Annotated in this window: 18 protein-coding genes; 5 read left to right on the top strand and 13 right to left on the bottom strand. The window is 53.9% G+C overall.

Annotated features, from left to right (window positions below; genetic code table 11):
- Nucleotides 1–75 precede the first annotated feature (75 nt).
- Nucleotides 76–1,026: a phosphoserine phosphatase gene (gene serB, locus P0Y67_RS08215; protein ID WP_342391500.1), complete on the bottom strand. Its 951-nt coding sequence runs from the start codon at nucleotides 1,024–1,026 to the stop codon at nucleotides 76–78.
- Nucleotides 1,027–1,139: 113 nt separating this feature from the next.
- On the opposite strand from serB, the gene P0Y67_RS08220 reads away from it, so the two are divergent.
- Entirely contained in the window at nucleotides 1,140–1,757 is a 618-nt protein-coding gene (locus P0Y67_RS08220) for a YtjB family periplasmic protein (protein ID WP_342391501.1), read from the top strand.
- Between the two features lie 155 nt (nucleotides 1,758–1,912).
- On the opposite strand, the gene deoD is transcribed toward P0Y67_RS08220, so the two are convergent.
- The 8 genes from deoD to P0Y67_RS08260 form a co-directional block, all read right to left on the bottom strand.
- Nucleotides 1,913–2,635 carry a purine-nucleoside phosphorylase gene (deoD, locus tag P0Y67_RS08225; RefSeq protein WP_161444499.1) on the bottom strand — a complete coding sequence of 241 codons (723 nt, stop codon included), beginning with the start codon at nucleotides 2,633–2,635 and terminating at the stop codon, nucleotides 1,913–1,915.
- 91 nt (nucleotides 2,636–2,726) lie between these two features.
- Nucleotides 2,727–3,947 carry a phosphopentomutase gene (gene deoB / locus P0Y67_RS08230; protein WP_161444497.1) on the bottom strand — a complete coding sequence of 407 codons (1,221 nt, stop codon included), beginning with the start codon at nucleotides 3,945–3,947 and terminating at the stop codon, nucleotides 2,727–2,729.
- A 12-nt stretch (nucleotides 3,948–3,959) separates the two neighbouring features.
- Nucleotides 3,960–5,291: a thymidine phosphorylase gene (deoA, locus tag P0Y67_RS08235; protein ID WP_342391502.1), complete on the bottom strand. Its 1,332-nt coding sequence runs from the start codon at nucleotides 5,289–5,291 to the stop codon at nucleotides 3,960–3,962.
- A gap of 171 nt (nucleotides 5,292–5,462) precedes the next feature.
- A complete protein-coding gene (deoC, locus tag P0Y67_RS08240; RefSeq protein ID WP_342391503.1) occupies nucleotides 5,463–6,236 on the bottom strand; it encodes a deoxyribose-phosphate aldolase in 774 nt (257 codons plus the stop codon).
- A 394-nt stretch (nucleotides 6,237–6,630) separates the two neighbouring features.
- Nucleotides 6,631–6,801: a XapX domain-containing protein gene (locus P0Y67_RS08245; protein ID WP_342391504.1), complete on the bottom strand. Its 171-nt coding sequence runs from the start codon at nucleotides 6,799–6,801 to the stop codon at nucleotides 6,631–6,633.
- A gap of 294 nt (nucleotides 6,802–7,095) precedes the next feature.
- On the bottom strand, nucleotides 7,096–8,385 hold the full coding sequence (locus P0Y67_RS08250; RefSeq protein WP_342391505.1) for a NupC/NupG family nucleoside CNT transporter: 1,290 nt from the start codon (nucleotides 8,383–8,385) through the stop codon (nucleotides 7,096–7,098).
- 212 nt (nucleotides 8,386–8,597) lie between these two features.
- The gene (locus P0Y67_RS08255; protein WP_446728815.1) at nucleotides 8,598–9,407 is read right to left on the bottom strand and encodes a TatD family hydrolase; all 810 of its coding nucleotides are present in this window, start codon (nucleotides 9,405–9,407) and stop codon (nucleotides 8,598–8,600) included.
- Nucleotides 9,391–9,588 carry a hypothetical protein gene (locus tag P0Y67_RS08260; protein ID WP_342391506.1) on the bottom strand — a complete coding sequence of 66 codons (198 nt, stop codon included), beginning with the start codon at nucleotides 9,586–9,588 and terminating at the stop codon, nucleotides 9,391–9,393. The genes P0Y67_RS08255 and P0Y67_RS08260 overlap by 17 nt, the downstream gene beginning before the upstream one ends.
- A gap of 237 nt (nucleotides 9,589–9,825) precedes the next feature.
- Here P0Y67_RS08260 and P0Y67_RS08265 point away from each other — a divergent pair, with 237 nt between their 5' ends.
- A complete protein-coding gene (locus tag P0Y67_RS08265; protein ID WP_342391507.1) occupies nucleotides 9,826–12,531 on the top strand; it encodes an ImpA family metalloprotease in 2,706 nt (901 codons plus the stop codon).
- Nucleotides 12,532–12,604: 73 nt separating this feature from the next.
- On the opposite strand, the gene prfC is transcribed toward P0Y67_RS08265, so the two are convergent.
- A complete protein-coding gene (prfC, locus tag P0Y67_RS08270) occupies nucleotides 12,605–14,185 on the bottom strand; it encodes a peptide chain release factor 3 (RefSeq protein WP_342391508.1) in 1,581 nt (526 codons plus the stop codon).
- 355 nt (nucleotides 14,186–14,540) lie between these two features.
- A complete protein-coding gene (gene ubiT, locus P0Y67_RS08275) occupies nucleotides 14,541–15,020 on the bottom strand; it encodes a ubiquinone anaerobic biosynthesis accessory factor UbiT (protein ID WP_342391509.1) in 480 nt (159 codons plus the stop codon).
- Nucleotides 15,021–15,228: 208 nt separating this feature from the next.
- Between ubiT and ubiU the strand changes: the two genes are divergently transcribed.
- Entirely contained in the window at nucleotides 15,229–16,236 is a 1,008-nt protein-coding gene (gene ubiU / locus P0Y67_RS08280) for a ubiquinone anaerobic biosynthesis protein UbiU (protein ID WP_342391510.1), read from the top strand.
- A 12-nt stretch (nucleotides 16,237–16,248) separates the two neighbouring features.
- Nucleotides 16,249–17,130, top strand: coding sequence for a U32 family peptidase (locus P0Y67_RS08285; RefSeq protein ID WP_342391511.1), 882 nt, complete (start codon nucleotides 16,249–16,251; stop codon nucleotides 17,128–17,130).
- A gap of 51 nt (nucleotides 17,131–17,181) precedes the next feature.
- Here P0Y67_RS08285 and P0Y67_RS08290 read toward each other — a convergent pair whose 3' ends face one another.
- Together P0Y67_RS08290 and metE are read right to left on the bottom strand one after the other, a co-directional pair.
- On the bottom strand, nucleotides 17,182–17,739 hold the full coding sequence (locus P0Y67_RS08290; RefSeq protein WP_342391512.1) for an isochorismatase family protein: 558 nt from the start codon (nucleotides 17,737–17,739) through the stop codon (nucleotides 17,182–17,184).
- Between the two features lie 159 nt (nucleotides 17,740–17,898).
- Nucleotides 17,899–20,175 (bottom strand): 5-methyltetrahydropteroyltriglutamate--homocysteine S-methyltransferase, encoded by a 2,277-nt coding sequence (metE, locus tag P0Y67_RS08295; protein ID WP_342391513.1) that lies wholly within the window; start codon nucleotides 20,173–20,175, stop codon nucleotides 17,899–17,901.
- 108 nt (nucleotides 20,176–20,283) lie between these two features.
- Between metE and P0Y67_RS08300 the strand changes: the two genes are divergently transcribed.
- A complete protein-coding gene (locus P0Y67_RS08300) occupies nucleotides 20,284–21,192 on the top strand; it encodes a LysR family transcriptional regulator (RefSeq protein WP_342391514.1) in 909 nt (302 codons plus the stop codon).
- Nucleotides 21,193–21,198 lie beyond the last annotated feature (6 nt).

Raw genomic sequence — 21,198 nt, forward strand, 5'->3', positions numbered from 1 at the left:
AATCTCTCCCTCATTTGACGGCGCACAAAAAAGCGAAACCGACCGATTTCGCTTTTTCCATTTTTTCAGAATCACTTACCAGCCGATTTTCTGCGGCCAGAGGGAAGCGGAAAGAATACACAGCACGCCGCCGAGATCGGCGTAGCGGACGGCGGCGGGTGCTGCGGCGACCACTTTGGGTTTGGCATGGTAAGCGATACCCAGCCCGGCGGCTGCCATCATCACCAGGTCATTGGCGCCGTCACCGACCGCGACCGTGTTGTGCCTGGCGATATCGTATTCTTCTGCCAGCTCGCGCAGGATATCGGCCTTGGTTTGTGCGTCGACCACACTGCCGAGTAGCTGGCCGGTCAGTTTACCGTCGACGATTTCCAGCTGGTTGGACTGGGCGTGCGTCAGATTCAGCTCGTCTTTGAGATAATCAGAGAAATAGGTAAAGCCGCCGGAGGCAATCGCGGTTTTCCAGCCATAGTGGTGCAGCGCCACCACCAAATCGCGCATTTCCGGCATCAGAGGTAGCTGGTTGCGGACCTGCTGCAGAATCTCAGCACTGGCGCCTTTGAGTGTGCCGACGCGCTGGCGCAGGCTCTGTTCAAAGTCCAGCTCCCCCTGCATGGCTCGCTCAGTCACTTCCGCCACCTGCTCACCGACACCGGCCAGTTTGGCAATTTCATCAATGCATTCGATTTGAATCGCCGTGGAGTCCATATCAAACACCACCAGACCCGGCTCGGACAAATCCGGCAAGTCTTTATAATGGGCGTAATCAATCTTATTGGCGTCCAGCGCACTGATCAGGGTGTCGGACAAAGGGTTGGTCAGCAGCAGCACGTCGTACTCGCCCACCTTCCAGGCGGCCACCGGCGACAGGCTCTCACCAGTCTGGCTCTCAAGACGATCGATACGATCTGTAGTCAGAGATTTACTGTAAATCACTGAAGCCACGTGTTTAACATCCAGGTTACTGCTGGCAACACAGTCTGGAAAGCGGGTATGAAGCGAAGTATGTTTTTTTATGGTCAGCACTGTATATCACATCCCTGTAAAGGCGTATTCAACTCCCTTCAAAGTACCCTATTGCAATTTGTCAGGGCAAGTCCCAATATTGCTCAGTTAGCCTTATCGAAGAAGTCACGACTATGTTTAAGTTCAAAACTGTACGCATGCAGCGTATCTGGCAGTTTCTGGTATTAGCCGTTAGTTTTGCCGGCTTGATTACCATGCTGGAGTACGGCGCCCGGCTGAATCAGAATAACTTCAACATGCTGAGTGAGCAGACGCAGTCGCTGTCTCGCATTATCGCCCGTCAGGCTGCCAGCACAGCAGCTGGCGATATTCTCGACAAACAGCAGGATAAGCTGCAGGATCTGGTCAACCGTATTTCCGATGAACCCCTGATACTGGACGCCAGTATTTATGATCTTGAAGGTGTTCCGCTGGCACAAACCGAAGATGCGATGCCGCTTGAGCAGGTGTCCGGCCTGACTACCCCTCTTTCGACGGCCAGTATCGGCCGCCAGCAGCTGGTTCAGCCTGTGATAACCGATGAAGGTCAGGTGGTCGGCTTTATCCGCCTGACGCTGGAACACGGCAAACTGGTCCAGCACGCTGCCGATCAGATTGACAGTATGACCAACACAGTACGCGGAATGTTACTGGTCGCGCTGTTGATCGGTTTTATTCTGGCTTATACCTTCGGACGCCGAAAAGACGTGTGGCATTTCCCGTTCCTGCTGACGGCGAACGCCAAGGATTAGATGTTCTCTCCGATGCGGCGAAAGCGCTTGCAGAGCGGCATTGTCCCACGCGGTATGAGCAAAAAAAAGACGACCATGCGGTCGTCTTTTGCTTTGAGTCAGAAGCCGAAGCCTCTTTTGCGCGTCCGCCTGTCTCCACAAGCGTAGACTCAAATTCAGGCGTCTTTATCACCCAGCAGGACAGATTCCAGGGCGATTTCCATCATCTCTAAAAACGTGGTCTGACGCTCATCAGAGGTCGTCGCTTCGCCACGCAGAATGTGGTCAGACACAGTACAGATGGTCAGGGCTTTGGCGCCGAATTCCGCCGCCACACCGTAAATACCGGCCGCTTCCATTTCCACCCCCAGAATGCCGTACTTATCCATGGTCTTGAAGAAGTCAAAATCCGGGTTGTAGAACAAGTCGGCAGAGAACAGGTTGCCGACTTTGACTTCAATGCCTTTGGCTTTGGCGGCATCCACGGCATTTTTCACCATGCCAAAATCAGCAATGGCCGCAAAATCGTGACCACCGAAACGGATGCGGTTCACTTTAGAGTCGGTCGAGGCTCCCATGCCGATCACTACATCACGCAGGTTGACGTCATCACGCACCGCACCACAGCTGCCGACACGGATGATTTTCTTCACGCCGAAGTCTTTGACCAGCTCAGTGGCATAGATAGAACAGGAAGGTATGCCCATGCCGTGGCCCATCACAGAGATCTTGCGGCCTTTGTATGTGCCGGTAAAACCGTACATATTGCGCACATTACAGACTTCTTTGACCTCTTCCAGGAAAGTGTCTGCGATGAACTTGGCACGCAATGGGTCGCCCGGCATCAGAACCACGTCGGCAAAATCACCCATTTCAGCGTTAATATGTGGAGTAGCCATCTGTTCGCTCCTTAAATTTGTTGAGTGCCTCATCCATTATGGACGAGGCAGTGACGCATTCAGCATCAAACCTCACCACACTGCAGTGCGGTTACAGAAAAGATTTGCCGTAATCCATTGCCGAGGTACCGAAGTAACTCGCCAGGCTCTGGCCGATATCGGCAAAGGTGTCGCGACGGCCCAGTGAGCCGGCCGGGATCTTAGGACCACTCACCAGCACAGGAATGTGCTCACGGGTATGGTCTGTGCCCGGCCAGGTTGGGTCACAACCGTGATCGGCCGTGATGATCAGCACGTCGTCTTCTTGCAGCTGCGACAACAGCTCAGGCAGACGACGGTCAAAATATTCCAGCGCGGCGGCATAACCGGCCACATCGCGGCGGTGGCCGTAGGCAGAATCGAAATCGACAAAGTTAGTGAACACTATGGTGTTGTCACCGGCTTTTTCCATTTGTGCCAGGGTGGCATCAAACAAGGCTTCCAGGCCGGTCGCTTTCACTTTCTGGGTGATGCCGCAATGGGCGTAGATATCGGCAATCTTACCGACAGACACCACCTCACCCTGCTTCTCTTCCACCAGTTTTTGCAGCACAGTGGCTGACGGTGGCTCAAGGGACAGATCACGGCGGTTACCGGTACGTTCGAACTGACCTTTACCTGCGCCGATAAACGGACGGGCAATCACGCGGCCGATATTGTAGTCTTCCAGCTCTTCGCGCACGATCTCGCACAGCGTCATCAGGTTATCTAGGCCATAAGTCTCTTCATGGCAGGCAATCTGGAACACCGAATCTGCCGAGGTATAGAAAATCGGCTTGCCGGTTTTCATGTGCTCCTCGCCCAGATCGTCCAGTACCTGAGTACCGGAAGCATGGCAATTACCCAGGTAACCCGGCAGTTGTGCACGTTCGACAATGCGATCCAGCAACTCCTGCGGAAAGCTGTTGCTGGTGTCGCTGAAGTAACCCCAGTCGAACAATACCGGCACACCGGCGATTTCCCAGTGGCCAGACGGGGTGTCTTTGCCGGATGAGATCTCAGCAGCATGACCGTAGGCACCGGTGATCTCAGCCACAGGATCTAAGCCTTGCGGGAATTCACCGCAGGACTCTTCCGCCGCCTTACCCAGACCCAGTCGGGTCAGGTTTGGCAGGTTCAGCAAACCGCTGCGATCGGCATTGTCGGCGCGGCCTTCGGCGCAGGCTTTGGCAATATGGCCCATGGTGTTCGAGCCCACATCGCCAAATTTGACCGCATCTTCAGTGGCACCCAAGCCAAAAGAATCGAGTACCAGGATAATTGCTCTTTTCATCATTGCTCCAATTTAGACATCTTCAGCACGGATGCGGCGGTAAACCTCAGGGGTCGCCGCAGGTGCCTGCTCAGTGACTGTGACAGCCTGACGAACAGCATTCGCAGCGTCCTGCCATTGTGCTTCAGTGCGGGCATGGATAACGGCCAGCGGGGTCTGCTGATCAACTGTCTGGCCCAGACGTATCATGTCAGTCAGGCCCACCGCATAATCAATGCTGTCGGAAGCCACTTTCCGGCCACCGCCCATGCTCACCACGGCCATGCCCAGTGCGCGGGTATCCATCGCCCCGGCAAAGCCGCTGGTTTCAGCAAACACAGGTTTGATGATCTCTGCATTCGCCAGATAATTATTATAGTTTTCAACAAAATCCGCCGGGCCGCCCAGGCCGTGCACCATTTTGCCGAACCGCTCTGCCGCTGCGCCGTTGTCCAGCACCGCCTGCAACTTAGCACGGGCTTCGCTTTCCTCTTTGGCCAGACCAGCGTTGAGCAGCATGTCGGTACACAGCGCCATGGTGACTTCAAACAAGCGCGGGTTGCGGTATTCGCCGGTCAGGAACTGGACGGCTTCACGCACTTCTACTGCGTTACCGGCACTGGAAGCCAGTACCTGGTTCATGTCGGTCAGCAAGGCGGTAGTTTTGGTGCCGGCACCGTTGGCCACGGCCACAATGGATTTCGCCAGCTCTTCCGAGGCCTCATAGGTTGGCATGAAAGCACCTGAACCGACTTTGACGTCCATCACCAGCGATTCCAGACCTGCCGCCAGCTTCTTCGACAGAATAGAAGCAGTGATCAGCGAGATGTTATCGACCGTGGCAGTAATATCGCGGGTGGCATACACGCGCTTATCAGCCGGTGCAAGATCACCGGTCTGACCGATAATGGCCACGCCTGCACTTTTGGTCACCTGACCGAACACCTCGTTCGACGGCATGATGTTATAGCCCGGAATGGATTCCAGTTTATCCAGCGTGCCGCCGGTGTGGCCCAGACCACGACCAGAAATCATAGGCACGAAACCGCCACAGGCGGCGACCATAGGGCCGAGCATCAGTGAGGTCACATCACCCACACCGCCGGTGGAATGCTTGTCGACAATCGGGCCGCCGAAGTTCATGTGATCCCAGTTCAGCACCATGCCGGAATCGCGCATGGCACAGGTCAGCGCGACCCGCTCATTCATGGTCATGTCGTTGAAGTACACCGCCATCGCGAAAGCCGCGATCTGGCCTTCAGACACAGTGTCTTTGGCGATGCCCTGAATAAAGAAGTTAATTTCGTCTTGGGTGAGTGCGATGTTATCGCGCTTTTTGCGGATAATTTCCTGAGGTAAATACATAGGATGCCTCGACATGGCTGGGGAGAGACAATAACGCCCGGCAGACCAGGCAGCGTCAGCGGCAGGTGCCGGCAGACGCGGTCTTTCCCTTTATTGGCAGTTTCCTGTGGCAGCCAGTCGAGCCGGCTGCCACAGATCAGGTTCAGAATCGGTCAACCGATACCAGAGGTATCAGTAACCGCCTTCTGCGGCTTTCTCGCCTTCACCCAGCGTATTGAGCAGGTTTGCCAGCAAGCTGGATGCACCAAAACGATAGTGCGCGCTGTCTGCCCAGTCGGCACCCAGAATACAATCAGCCATCGCCAGGAACTGCTGTGCGTCTTCAGCGGTACGTACACCACCGGCAGGCTTAAAGCCTACGCTGTCCTGTACGCCCATGTCTTTGATTACCGTCAACATAATCTCTGCTGCTTCAGGCGTTGCGTTCACCGGCACTTTACCCGTGGAGGTCTTGATGAAATCCGCACCGGCTTTGATAGAAATTTCAGAGGCTTTGCGGATCAGTGCCGGCTCTTTGAGCTCACCGGTTTCGATAATCACTTTCAGCAGAATATCACCGCAGGCGGCTTTACACTGTTTAACCAGCTCAAAACCCACATCTTCGTTACCGGCAATCAGAGCGCGGTACGGGAACACCACATCCACTTCATCCGCGCCGTAAGCAACGGCCGCTTTGGTTTCAGCCACGGCAATCTCAATGTCATCGTTGCCGTGCGGGAAATTGGTCACTGTGGCAATACGGACATCCGGCGTGCCCTGCTCGCGCAGCTGCTTTTTGGCAACCGGAATAAAACGCGGATAAATACAAATCGCCGCGGTATTACCAACAGGGGTTTTCGCGTTCTTACACAGTTCGATCACTTTCGCATCGGTATCGTCATCGTTCAGTGTGGTCAGATCCATCAGTTTTAACGCACGCAGTGCAGCCGTTTTTAAATCGCTCATGACTTTCTCCAGTCGATTATGTTCTACCAAGTGTCCTGTTCACTTTGCTCACTCAGACAGTGGCAACTCTGCAGATTGTAGCCTCAGAGAAACAGAAGCGGACTTGATTCCATGAAGACTCAGGCCCTTTACAGCGTGCCCGATCGACGTCCTTTTCACCGCACAAGGTGGCTATCACCTTGCCAGCCATTCATTTTTGCATCCTAATTCACAAAATTATCAGAATACTTACACGCAGATATCATCAATCCGCGATTCCACGCTGCCATTTTACCAAGGAGCTCAGAGGCAAACCATACAATAGACGTTTCCCAGAGTGGATAATGTGTTGACCCAGCACGCAGCTATCGTCACCTCTCCGCCCGGCCCCTTCGGATCACTTCTGATCCCTTGCTCAGGAAAAGAAACGTTCAATCAGCCATTGATACAGTTGTCCGCCGAGATACACACCAACAATGCCCATCACTCCGGATAACACAGGCGGAGCCGGAATCGGCAATTTGAGTGCGGAAAACATCAGCCCGACTATCACACCTGCCAGTAAAGCCACGATTACATCATGCATGCTGTCACTCCCGTCGTTGTGACCAGACCGGGAGAGCGAAGCAGTCCGGTTTGGAAATACTCACAGAGTGTAGACTGCAGAAAACCAAGTGTCTGCTGACCCCTTAAGCATGCGCGTGCCGCCTGAGTGAAGGAAGAGTCAATTGGCGCTTTTTAGCGGCTTTTACCGGAAATGATTCAGATAGTTACTGATTCTGTTGACAGCCGCCATTGTCAGCGGCAAAGAAAATGCGAGGCAAAAAAAAAACGCCACAGCTAAGCTGTGGCGTTTTCAATCTAACGGTTTCTGACTGAATTACAGTGACAGGAACAGACCTGCAATCGTTGCAGACATCAGGTTAGACAGCGTACCTGCGGCAACGGCTTTCATACCGAAGCGGGCAATGTCGTGACGACGGCTTGGTGCCAGACCGCCCAGACCACCCAGCAGGATAGCGATAGAAGACAGGTTGGCGAAGCCACACAGTGCGAAAGAGATAATCGCTTTGGTCTTCTCAGTCATCGCTACACCAGTTTCAGCAACCAGCAGACCACCATCAGCCACATCTTTCAGGTACGGCGTGAAGTTCAGGTAAGCCACGAACTCGTTCACGACTATTTTCTGACCGATGAAAGAACCGGCAACCTGTGCTTCATTCCAAGGCACACCAATCAGGAAAGCCAGCGGCTGGAAGACATAACCCAGGATCAGTTCCAGCGTCAGCTCAGGCATACCGAACCAGCCACCAACACCACCCAGAATACCATTGATCAGTGCAATCAGACCGATGAACGCCAGCAGCATCGCACCGACGTTCAGTGCCAGTTGCATACCGGAAGAGGCACCCGCAGCCGCTGCGTCAATGACGTTAGCAGGCTTGTCATCGTGACCTTCATCATCTTTATCAACGCCCAATTGATCCACAGGCGTTTCTGTTTCAGGTTTGATGATTTTCGCAAACAACAAGCCACCCGGTGCCGCCATGAAAGAGGCTGCAATCAGGTATTCCAGCGGTACACCCATAGAGGCATAACCGGCCAGTACACCACCGGCAACAGACGCCAGACCACCACACATCACCGCAAACAGCTCAGACTGAGTCATCTTAGGTACAAACGGACGCACAACCAGTGGTGCTTCGGTCTGACCCACGAAAATGTTTGCTGTTGCAGACATGGATTCGGCACGGGACGTTCCCAGCGCTTTTTGCAGTGCGCCACCCAGAATGTTAATCACAAACTGCATGATACCCAGATAGTACAGTACGCTGATCAGTGCTGAGAAGAACACGATAACCGGCAGCACTTTCAGGGCGAAGACGAAACCGCCGCCACCGAAGACTTCAAACATCTTGCCTGAAACCAGACCGCCGAACAGGAAGGAAATCCCCTGATCACCATATCCGATCACATTGGCAACGAATTGCGATGCACCATACAGCACATCACGGCCTACCGGCACATACAGAACAAATGCGCCGAAGAAGAATTGAATGGCAAACGCGCCACCCACGGTACGTAAGTTAATAGCTTTACGGTTATCAGACAGCAGCACAGCCACAAGCAGCAGCACAACCATCCCAACCAGGCTCATAAACACGCTCATAGTTTATGGCATCCCTATAGTTAAATTTTGGCGTCTCGACAATTCGGCTCTCTCAAGAGTCGGGCGCATTATACGCATGGCAACTTACAGCATGTAATGCACACATCACACTTTGATTGGAAACCGAGTGAAAGTTGAACATCAAGTGTGATGAAACTCACACCAAAGCACTACCTGATGCATAAAGAAAAGCCAGAGAAATGTCAGAATCATCAAATTTGAGAAGGCAGTGCAAACAAAACTTCTGCATTTTTGCTAGTAGCAGCAGCAAGTACCGCCAATGATTCTGATCTCAGTTCAGCCAGAGCCGCCAGCACTAACGCCACTCTGTCCGGCTGATTCGGCTCTCCCTGGTAACCGGCCAACGGCATATCTGGCGCATCGGTTTCCAGTAACATTGCATCAAGAGGTAACTGAGTCATTGTAGTTCGAGTTTTGTTCGCTCTGCGATAGGTGATCGTACCACCTACTCCAATTTTGATACCTAGATCAAGAAGTTGAGACGCTTGCTGCAAACTACCACTGAATGCATGATAAACCCCTCCCCGAATTGGCGGGCAGGATTTCAGGCATTGCATCAGTTCAGGAAAGGCTTTGCGGCAATGAAGTATCACCGGCAGGTTAAATTGATTGGCGAATTCCAGCTGCCTGATCAACCAGCCCATTTGCTGCTGTCTGTCTGCATTGGGGATAGCAAAGTCCAGCCCGCATTCCCCGACAGCCACACAGCGGTTGCCCGCCTGCTGGCTGACCGTTTCCAGCCTGCTCTCCAGCTGGTTCAGTGTGTCGGCATCATGCTCGGAAGCAAAATACGGGTGCATGCCCAGCGCATAGAAGAGTGCCGGCTGTGCAGGGGATGCCGTGCGGGCACACAAGGTCTGAATGGGCTGCCAGTTACGCGCCCCGACCGATGGGATCACGATATGGCTGACGCCAGCCTGCCCGGCCTGTGCCAGATAGGACTCTGGTTCAGCGGCAAACGGCGGAAAATCGAAATGGCAGTGACTATCTATCAGCTGCACCTGAGGTATCCTTTTTCACTGACTGACACGCTCTTGCCCTGGCAGCGCGCTGCGCCGGATGACGGTCATCGTCTTCATCATAGCGGACGGGCGCACAGCAGCGCCGGTTTTCCGGCACAAAGCCCATACGCTCGCACCAGGCATCATAGTGAGCCAGCCAACGGCGGATCAGAGTTAACATGGCACCTTCTTCCTAAATAGCGGAGAATCTCTGTGGTCATTATGTCAGGCAAAAAACACAATCAACATACCGGCATTCAGATCTTGGGCAAGGAATGCGCTCCAATGTGACTGCAGTCTTTCACTCCAACACTGTTTTTCCCAAAATCAGCCATTCAGCCCAAGTCTTTCTTCCATTTCAGCAAATCATCACGGTTTATGATACTAAGCCCGCAAGGCTCAGCGACCATATACACCCATGAACAAATACAGTTTTCTTTTCTTACTCTCATTAACAGCGTGTGGAGGGGAAAACACCCCATCGGCATCCTCCGGAAGTCTGCCAGATACACCGCATGACAATGGGCATCCCCCTGCGATCACTTTACCGCAAGATCCCATCAGCAAAGCCGTACAACAGGGCGATCCCGCACTGTTGCCTGCCGATGCCGCCCTGCTTGAACAAAGAATTACAGATCTGATCGATGCTGAGCAAACGGCTCTCACTGTTACGCATCAGCAGATTTTTGGTAATAAAGCGATCGATTATGATCCTAGCCGAAACTCCCGGCTTTTCAGCTTGCACACATTAACCAGCGCCAAAGAACTGATCACGGGTAACCAGGGAAATACGCTGGCCACCGTCAGTGAACAGCAATCGCGCCGCAGTGTCGCTTTTGGCAGTAACATTTTGCGCGACCTTGATGCTGGCGAGAACGCGGCCTTCGCATCACACATGAAAAGCATCACAGATTGGTTGCTTGTCCCCGCCTCACTTGCGGAGAAAGATACTGTCAGCGTGTCTTTTATGTTGCTCAGCAACAGCCAGTACAACCAGTCGAAAAATTGGCTTGCCAGCCGCTACCCCACAATAGAAACCACCCTCTGCAGTAATCAAGCGCAACTGGCAGAGTGTTTATCATCAGCACACCTTATCATTACCGGTTCCAGCGGCGCGCTCAGCGAATCTGCGGTTCAGACCGCCCTCAGTGCCGCGGCAGCCCGTAAACAGTCCCTGCTGTATGTCCACACTAACAGCTGGAATGCGGCACCGCTGACCAACCTGGTTCTGACCTACTTTGGCGCCCGAACCGAGGAGATAGGCGGAGCAGGGAATTATTTTTCGCAAGATAAAGCTAACTGGACATCTGCCGCCGATATGCGGTCTGAGACTGGGCTGCTGGCTCAGATTCATGCACTGGTAAAGCACCTTCAGTACGATAGCTTCAGCTTCTCTGTTGCAGATTGCGAAGATGACAATGCGAACTGCAGCAATATTCCAGCTTTTAACCGTGAGTTTCTTTCCCCTGCCGGATCACTGCGCCAGCTCATTGGCTCCTTAGATGCAACCGCGACAGATATCTTTGCCCTTCCGGGGCAGTATACACTGGAAAAACATCTGATCCTGCTGGCGGATAAATACCGTGAAGCAGTGCAGTTTCCTATGTCAAAGAACACGGCATCCACTCTCGCGTTTTTAAAGAGTTATTATGCCGACCACCTGGTGTATAACGCGCGCCGGTTCAATCCGGTTCAGCCTGATTTAGGCAACTTCAGCCGGACTGACTTCAGCCACATCACGCCAACAGAAAAAAACGTCACGCTGGTCAGCCGGCAGCCCTGGCGAGCAGCAGGTGTCTATGCCCTTCCGGGTCAGACGTTTAGTGTTACCCGCACCGATAACAATGATGCGGTGGCCGCCAGTATCTCTATCAATACCCAGCGCCCAGCGTCCACCAAACAGATGGCCGTCAGCAATGGTTATAACCGCCCTAAATACCTCCAGTCTCACCGCCTGGCGATTAAAGCCGGCCAAACGCTGACGATCACTTCTCCCTATGGCGGCCCGATCCAGATTGGCTTTACCGACAAGGGAACAGCAATGACCTTTTCCTTTCGCCAGATTGGGCTCCATCCTTACTGGCAGCTGGGTCAAAACGATGCGGCCTTTCTCGCAGCCTTGAACAACAACGCCTTCGACTGGGCGGAAGTGGCAACTGAACATTTTGAAATCCATTCGCGAAACAACCGGATGCAAACCACACTGTCCGAAAACAGCCGCTGGGATACGCCCGGTGAAATGGCAGATTTCATTACGACTTATCACCACAGTGCGCTCAGGGCGCTGGCGGGGAGTCAGGGTGAAAACATAGCCCCTATCAGTGAGGTGCAATCCTTTGCAGACCAGCATCAGTTCAGCGTCCCCACCTGGGATCAGATTCAGCACATGAATGCCGACCAGCCGACCTGTGGTTATGGCTGCTCGGGTAATCCCTACGATGCCGGTTGGGCTTTCAGCATTCTGGGTCACGGTGACCTGCATGAAGTGGGTCACAATGTCGAAAGCGGCAGATTTAAATTCAATGGCTTTGAAGGGCATGCAACCACGAATTTTTATTCCTATTACCCTAAATCGCTGGCAGCCATCAATGAGCCGGGTTATGACCATCAGTGCCAGTCGTTGCCGTTTGACGACTTACTGGCTGACATTGAACAAAGCCAACTGACCGCCGATCCCATGGCCTATATGGCGAGCCGCTACAGTAGCAGCTGGAGCCAGGGGGTTACTCTCATTATTCAAATGCTGATGCACGCTCAGGACCAAGGGTTACTGGCTAATGGCTGGCACTTAATCCCGCGGTTACATTTACTGGAAAAAGCCTTTTCTCAGGCCGCTGGGGACAACAGCGACTGGGAGGCCAAAAAAGCGACGCTTGGATTTGCAAACTTTTCTCGCGAGGAAGCCCGTGCTCTGGACAATAACGACTGGTTACTGATTGCCGCCAGCTACGCGGCCGGCCTGGATTATCGCCCCTATCTGGATTTGATGGGATTGACCTACAGCGCCAAAGCCGGTCATCAGGTCGCGGCCTTTGGCTTACCAGCCGCCGAGCGGGTCTTTTTCAACCCACTCTCCAACAACGGCTATTGTGATAGTCTCAGCCAGCCCAAAGTCTATTTCTGAGTAAGACGTTACAAAAAAAGCCCCTGAAATCAGGGGCTTTTTTCTTTCGTAGCCTTAAGTCAACAGACAGGCATTAATGCTCGCGGGTGGCGCGGAAGTCCACCTCTGGGAAACGCTCTTTCGCCAGATTGAGGTTCACCATAGTCGGTGCGATGTAAGTGAGGTTATCACCGCCATCCAGCGCCAGGTTCACTTCATTCTTGCGGCGAAATTCCTCGAATTTCTTGCCGTCAGCACACTCGACCCAGCGTGCCGTTGCCACGTTTACGCTCTCGTAAATGGCTTCGACATTGTATTCTGCCTTCAGACGGGCCACGACCACGTCAAACTGCAGCACACCGACGGCGCCGACGATCAAATCATTGTTGAGCAGCGGACGGAATACCTGCACCGCACCTTCTTCCGACAGCTGCACCAGGCCTTTCAGCAATTGTTTCTGCTTCAGCGGATCACGCAGGCGGATACGGCGGAACAGCTCGGGAGCAAAGTTCGGAATACCGGCAAATTTCAGGCTTTCCCCTTGGGTAAAGGTATCGCCAATCTGAATCGTCCCGTGGTTATGCAGACCAATGATGTCGCCGGCATAGGCGGTTTCAGCACGGGAGCGGTCACCGGCCATGAAAGTCACAGCATCCGAAATGCTGATGTTCTTGCCGATACGGACATGGTTCATTTTCATGCCCTGGGTATAAGTGCCCGAGACGATGCGCATAAAGGCAATACGGTCGCGGTGTTTAGGGTCCATATTGGCCTGAATCTTGAACACGAAGCCGGAGAACTTCTCTTCCGTGGCTTCAACATCGCGCTCATTCGCCTGACGCGGCAGCGGCGCAGGTGCCCACTCAGTCAGGCCGTCAAGCATATGGTCAACACCAAAGTTGCCCAGTGCCGTACCGAAGAATACCGGCGTCAGCTCCCCTTTCAGGAACAGTTCACGATCGAATTCGTGCGATGCACCCAGCACCAGTTCCAGCTCTTCACGCAGCTGGCCGGCCAGGTCCTCGCCAACAGCCACATCCAGCTCAGGGTTGTCCAGGCCTTTCACAATCCGGACTTCCTGAATGGTGTGACCCTGACCTGTAGCGTACAGAATGGTTTCGTCACGATGAATGTGGTAAACGCCTTTGAACTCTTTACCACAGCCAATCGGCCAGCTGACCGGCGCACAGGCAATGTTCAGCTCACTTTCCACTTCATCCAGCAATTCCATCGGATCGCGGATGTCACGGTCAAGTTTGTTCATAAAGGTCACGATAGGCGTGTCGCGCAGACGGGTGACTTCCATCAGCTTACGGGTCCGGTCCTCAACACCTTTCGCCGCATCAATCACCATCAGACAGGAGTCCACGGCGGTCAGGGTACGGTAGGTATCTTCCGAGAAATCTTCGTGCCCCGGAGTATCGAGCAGGTTGACCAGACACTCGTTGTACGGGAACTGCATCACAGAGGTGGTGACCGAGATACCACGCTCTTTTTCCATTTCCATCCAGTCCGACTTGGCGTGCTGGTTAGAGCCGCGGCCTTTGACCGTACCGGCACGCTGCAAGGCGTTTCCGAACAGCAGCACTTTTTCAGTAATGGTGGTTTTACCCGCATCCGGGTGAGAAATGATGGCAAACGTGCGGCGTTTACCCACTTCAGTTAAAAAAGACATATTCAGTGAAGATCCAGTTATCGAATTAAGTCAGCCCAGGCGAGATCCGTTTAAACGCGGCGCCCGGTATGTCAGTTGAGTCTTGCCCGGAACAAGCCGGGTGATGGCTGATTAACCTGTGGTTACATCCTGGCCTCTGTTTGCTCTTCTGTGCCGTAACAGGCAGTAGGGGATGACTTGGGTATATGATGGCGGAATTATACGCAAAGTCTGCGCAAAGAAACAGTCACTCGCCACTCAAGCTGCTTCCGATGCGCGAACCAGGCAAAATAACTGAACGAAAATCGGCGACAAGCCAAGTAAAACCCTCCTGTCGCCGTGGGTTCAACACTTACTGAACCGTCTGTTTGAGCGCTTATGCGGCGCCGGACACCAACGCCGCTTTGGTCAGCAGCCAGTGTAACGACTTAGGCAGGCTGTCCAGATCGAGACTGTCCAGCAGATTTTTTACCGCCAGGCCAAGTTCGGTATCCCCTTGCATCGTCAGGCGCCGCTGAAAAAACAGCGTATCGGGATCCACCTTACGGGCGGCTATACGCAACAAATCCTGGCTGCTGGCTTTCATCAGCGCGTCTGGTGCCGAAACACAGGGCAACACCACCAGCCTTCCGGAATTCAGTGTCAGGGTGAACGACCAATCCAGATCCTCGATCGTGATCGTCACCGTCCGATCGGCCAGAAAATCCAGCTCACCGTCGGATAACGCCTCTTTAAACACCACAGCCAGCGCCTGTTCTATCAGTCTCTTATGGACAAAAAACGGTGCCAGCCTGCAATGGTATTTCAACAACTGCGGTGCCAGTTCAGGTAAGCCCGGCAAGATCTGCAAATACACTGTGAATCCCTCCTCCATCATTGTGATGGCATCAGCTTACGGGAAATCAAGACGGCACTTACTGCGATACATCAATAACCCGGACCAGCGCAGTTCACCCCAAAGGGGTATAGCGTTTAAAAACGAGAAAAAACCTGCGTGATATCAAGATCGTCTCCCGCCAGCTTTTTATGATATCCCCTTCTTTCGACACTCAAGGAGCCCAGGTATGGAGCTGCTCTGTCCGGCCGGTAATTTACCCGCACTCAAGACCGCCATCGATAACGGCGCCGATGCGGTCTACATCGGCTTCAAAGATGACACCAATGCCCGCCATTTTACCGGCCTGAACTTTGACGGCCGGCGGCTCGAACAAGCCGCAGACTATGTCCGCCAGCACAACCGGAAACTGCATGTTGCCCTCAATACCTTTGCCCATCCCGACGGTTTCGGCCGCTGGCAGCAGGCTGTCGATAAAGCCGCCGCACTGGGCGTCGATGCCCTGATTGTGGCCGATATCGCAGTCCTGGATTATGCCGCCCGCCGCTATCCTGAGCTGGAACTGCACCTGTCGGTTCAGGCGTCCGCCACCAACACCGAAGCCATTGCCTTTTACCGTGACAACTTCAACGTAAAGCGCGTTGTGCTGCCTCGCGTGTTGTCCATCCACCAGGTAAAACAGCTTGCCCGCAATAGCGAGGTCGAGCTGGAAGTCTTTGCTTTTGGCAGTTTGTGCATCATGGCTGAAGGCCGGTGTTATTTATCCTCTTATCTGACCGGTGAGTCGCCAAACACAGCCGGGGCCTGCTCTCCGGCTAAATTTGTCCGCTGGCAGGAAACCGGGGACGGACTGGAATCACGCCTGAACGGTATTTTGATTGACCGTTACCGTCAGGATGAGAAAGCCGGCTATCCCACCTTATGCAAAGGGCGATTTGATACACAAGTAAACGGACTGAGCCAGCGAGGACATGTGCTGGAAGCGCCAACCAGCCTCAACACCCTGAGCCTGCTGCCTGAATTGTTCAACGCAGGTATTGCCTCAGTCAAAATCGAAGGCCGTCAGCGAAGCCAGGCCTACGTAGAACAGGTTACCCGTACCTGGCGTGCAGCCATCGACAGCTATCTGTCCTCGCCCGGCAGCTATCAGGTAAAACGTGAATGGGATGCGGCATTGGGCAAACTGTCTGAAGGCGCACAAACCACCCTGGGCGCTTACCAGCGTCAGTGGCAGTAACAGGAGAAAAACATGAAGTTTTCACTGGGACCATTGTTGTATTTCTGGCCAAAAACTGACATTGAGGCCTTTTATCATGCGGCCACAAGCAGCGATGCCGATATTGTGTATCTGGGCGAAACCGTGTGTGCCAAACGACGGGCAATGAAACCCGCCGACTGGCTGCTGCTGGCCCGGGAACTGGCGGCGGCCGGCAAAAATGTTGTGCTTTCGACTCAGGCTCTGCTGGAAGCCCCCAGCGAAATCAATGTGATGAAGAAATACATTGCTAACGGCGAATTCAGTATAGAAGCCAATGATGTGTCAGCCATCCATCTTGCTCATCAGCAAAACGTCCCCTTTGTGGTTGGCCCGGCGGTTAACTGTTATAACGCGCAGACCTTACAGCTATTCGTGAAACAGGGAATGGTTCGCTGGTGCATGCCGGTAGAGCTGTCACGGGACTGGCTGAATAACATTCTGAACGATTGTGCTGCAATGGGGATTCGTCACCGGTTTGAAACCGAAGTGTTCAGTTATGGCTATCTGCCGCTGGCCTACTCCGCCCGCTGTTTTACCGCCCGGGCGGAAGGCAAAACCAAAGACGACTGTCAGACCTGCTGCATTCATTACCCGCAAGGCCTGGCCGCAAACAGTCAGGAAAATCAGCGCCTGTTCACATTGAATGGCATTCAAACGCAATCTGGTTATTGCTATAACCTGATCAAGGATCTCGCCAGCATGAAAGGATTAGTCGATGTCGTCCGTATCAGTCCGCTCGCTGGCGATACACTGGCCACACTCAGCGCATTCAAACAGGCCGAATTAACAGGCACCACCAGCCCGTTAACGGATCACATCCACTGTAACGGTTACTGGCACCGCCTTGCAGGACTGGACATCCAGCCCGGCTAAAGTAGTTCATAACTTAGGACTGTCTGGCCTGTGCCCAACGGCCTTGATACGCTAGCGTTTGTCCAGCAAGGCCAGCAGTTCCTCGCAGGTTCCTGTCTCGCCCAAACGGGGGAAAATACGTTCCAGCGAATTATGATGGGCATACACATTCACATCTGTCATGGCATCGGTACATAAAGAGACATTCAGCCCGAGCTCATACGCCTGACGGGCGGTTGATTCCACACCGATACTGGTGGCAATACCGACCACCACAACCTGGGTTACGGACAAGGCGCTGAGTGTTTCTTCCAGGCCAGTATGGCTGAACGCCCCCCAGCACCGTTTAGTGATACAGATATCATTCGCCAGCGGCGTCATTGCCGGTACCAACTCCGCCCAGTCGGTGGCAGGCGTGCCTCCGGCACGGGGCTGCTCTGTGCGCCCGGGCGCGCCGCCTGCCACATTCACCAGTACAACTGGTAACTGATGGCAGCGAAACGCCTCTGCCAGCCGGGCGGCATGTTTCACGACGGTGCCGGCATCGTGAGCCAGAGGCAGTCCCACTATGCCTTTTTGCAGATCAACCACAATCAATGCAGTGCGACTATCCAATTGCGTAAGCGGCATATTCCACTCCTTAAAATTTCACCTACCGATACACTATAGTGTCGATACGGCCACATCCGCTGAATATGTTTCAAATGAAAAAGGCTGCCCTGTTGTCAGGAGCAGCCTTGGCTGGACGCAATAGGTTTAGGGTTCTGGCCTGAAGGCCTCCGGCTCTGCTTAGCCGTCAGCACGCAGCGTCTTGGCGGCTGCCACCATGTTTTGCAGTGCAGGCACCACTTCTGCCCACTGGCGGGTTTTCAGGCCGCAGTCCGGGTTCACCCACAGGCGCTCGGCCGGGATACGCTTTGCTGCTTGCTGCATCAGTTTCACCATCTGGGCTTCAGTCGGAATATTGGGCGAGTGGATATCATAGACACCCGGGCCAATTTCGTTCGGATACTTGAAGTTATCAAAGGCGTCCAACAGTTCCATGTCGGAACGGGAAGTCTCTATGGTGATCACATCGGCATCCATCTCGGCTATTGACGCAATAATGTCATTAAACTCGGAATAACACATGTGGGTATGAATCTGGGTTTCATCGGCCACCCCGTTCGCCGTAATACGGAACGACTCCACAGCCCAGTTCAGGTAGTCCTGCCACTCAGAGCGGCGCAATGGCAAGCCTTCACGCAGAGCGGCTTCATCAATCTGAATCACTTTTACCCCGGCCTTTTCCAGATCCAGCACTTCGGCGCGAATGGCCAGTGCCAGCTGGTAGCAAGAGACGGAGCGAGGCTGATCGTCGCGGACAAAAGACCAGTTCAATATGGTTACAGGACCGGTCAGCATACCTTTCATGGGTTTTGCGGTCAGTGATTGGGCGTACTGGGTCCAGGCTACCGTCATGGCAGCCGGTCGGCTGATATCACCGAACAGGATCGGCGGCTTGACACAACGCGAACCGTAAGACTGTACCCAGCCAAACTGGCTGAAGGCATAGCCGTCCAGCTGTTCGCCGAAATATTCCACCATGTCGTTACGTTCCGCTTCACCGTGAACCAGCACATCCAGATCCAGGGCTTCCTGCTCACGCACCGCGCGGGCAATCTCTTGCTTCATCTGGCTGACATAGGTTGCCTGATCCAGCTCACCTTTCTTGAATTTCAGCCGGGCCTGACGGATGTCAGCGGTCTGAGGAAACGACCCGATAGTGGTGGTCGGAAACGCCGGCAGATTCAGGTGCGCCGTTTGCTTAGCAATACGATCGGCATACGGATTCTGACGCTGGCCCAGCTGCGGGTTAATCGCCGCAACGGCGGCCTGCACGTCAGGGTTATTCACCCGGCGAGACTGACGACGGCTGTCGATGGCGGCCTGATTGGCGGCCAGTTCAGCGAAGACCGCATCGCGGCCTTGGTTCAGGGCACGGGCCAATACAGTCAGCTCGTCGAGTTTTTGCAGCGCAAAGGCCAGCCATGACTGAATTTCAGCATCGAGTTTCTGCTCGCTGTTCAGATCAACCGGTACGTGCAACAGTGAACAGGAGGGGGCCACCCACAGGCGGTCGCCGACATCGCGGGCAATCGGCGCCAGCCAGTTCAGCACCGCATTAAGGTCAGTCTTCCAGATATTACGGCCATTGATAACCCCCAAAGACAGCACTTTGTCAGCCGGCAGGGCAGCGATGACGGCGTCCACTTCATTACGGCCACGCACCGCATCAAAATGTAAGCCCTGAACCTGCAGATTGACCGCCAGCGACAGGTTCTCTTTCAGCTCACCGAAGTAAGTGGCCAGCAAGAGTTTCACCTGACCTTTGTTTAACGACTGGTAGGCTTTGCTCAGCGCCTGCTGCCATTCTGCAGACAGTTCAGTGACCAGGATCGGCTCATCGATTTGCACCCATTCGACCCCGTTGTCGGCCAGCAGCGCCAGCAGCTGCTCGTACACAGGCAGCAGCTGGTCAAGCAGTTCCAGTTTATTGGAGTTGTCCTTTTCCTTACCGAGCCACAGATAGGTCACAGGGCCGATCAGTACAGGTTTGGCGGCGACGCCCTGCGCTTTGGCTTCCGTCAGTTGTGCCAGCAGGCGCTCTGGGTTGAGCTCAAAACGGGTATCAGCGGTAAATTCAGGCACGATATAGTGGTAATTAGTATCAAACCATTTGGTCATTTCACCGGCATGCACACAGTGACAACCGCTGTCGTTGGCTGAACGGCCACGTGCAACACGAAAATAGTTGTCCAGCTCGTCACCGGCCAGCCCTTCGACACGGGCCGGGATATTGCCGAGTGTGAAGCTGGTATCCAGCACCTGATCATAAAAAGAGAAGTCGCCGACCGGGGTCAGATCGAGACCCGACTGCTGCTGCCAGTGTTTCTGACGCAAGCCGGTGGCCAGCTCTGTCAGCTCGCTTTGGCTGCTTTCGCCTTTCCAGTACTTTTCCAGTGCGAATTTCAGTTCGCGGCTAGCACCGATGCGCGGGAAACCTAAGTTATGAATTTTAGCCATCTATACGTCCTCCAAGGTTGTTGAAGACATCTTATGGCTATATTGTGATGAATAAAAATGGCATTATTTCATCAATTAATGAATTCTAATCATAAGTTAAGGATCACTATGATAGAAAGAAGCCATCTGGCGATATTGCGCGAGGTACACCGGCTCGGCTCACTGACAGCCGCCGCAGAGGCACTGTATTTAAGCCAGTCGGCGCTGAGCCACAGCATGAAAAAACTGGAGCAGCAGATAGGTACGCCTGTCTGGAGCAAATCAGGCCGCAGCCTGCACTTTACCCAGGCGGGGTTTTATCTGTTACGGCTGGCGGAGCGGGTGTTACCGCAATTTGAACACGCGGAAGTGCAGATGCAGCAGTTCGCTTCCGGTCAGCGGGGCACACTGCGGATTGGTATGGAATGCCACCCCTGCTATCAGTGGCTGCTCAAAGTGGTCCATCCCTACCTGCAAGGCTGGCCGGATGTCGATGTGGACGTGAAACAGAAATTCCAGTTCGGCGGTTTAGGCGCGCTGTTCGGGTATGACATCGATGTCCTGGTCACGCCCGATCCGCTACTCCGGCCCGGTATCCGCTATATTCCCGTGTTTGATTATGAGCAGGTGCTGGTGGTCAGCGCGCAAAGCCCGCTGGCTAACGAGGAATACATAGCGCCGGACATGCTGCTGGATCAAACCCTGATCACCTACCCGGTTGAGCAAAGCCGGCTGGATGTGTATAGCCAGTTTCTGACACCCGCCAAATGCAGCCCGCGCAAACACAAGCTGATTGAAACGACTGACATTATGCTGCAGATGGTGGCGGCCGGACGCGGTGTCGCGGCACTACCTAAATGGCTGGCCAAAGAATATGAGGAGAAAATGCCGATCGTCGCTGTGCGGCTGGGCGAAAGTGGCATTCACAAGCACATTCACCTGGGGGTCAGGGAAACAGATTTGGACATTGATTATCTGAGTGCTTTTATTGCCCTGGCAGACTCCCTGTCTGAGCACAAGGAGCCAGCTGCTCTGTAACATCAG

The sequence above is a fragment of the Photobacterium sp. SP02 genome (assembly GCF_038519165.1).
GTDB classification, from domain to species: Bacteria; Pseudomonadota; Gammaproteobacteria; order Enterobacterales; family Vibrionaceae; genus Photobacterium; species Photobacterium halotolerans.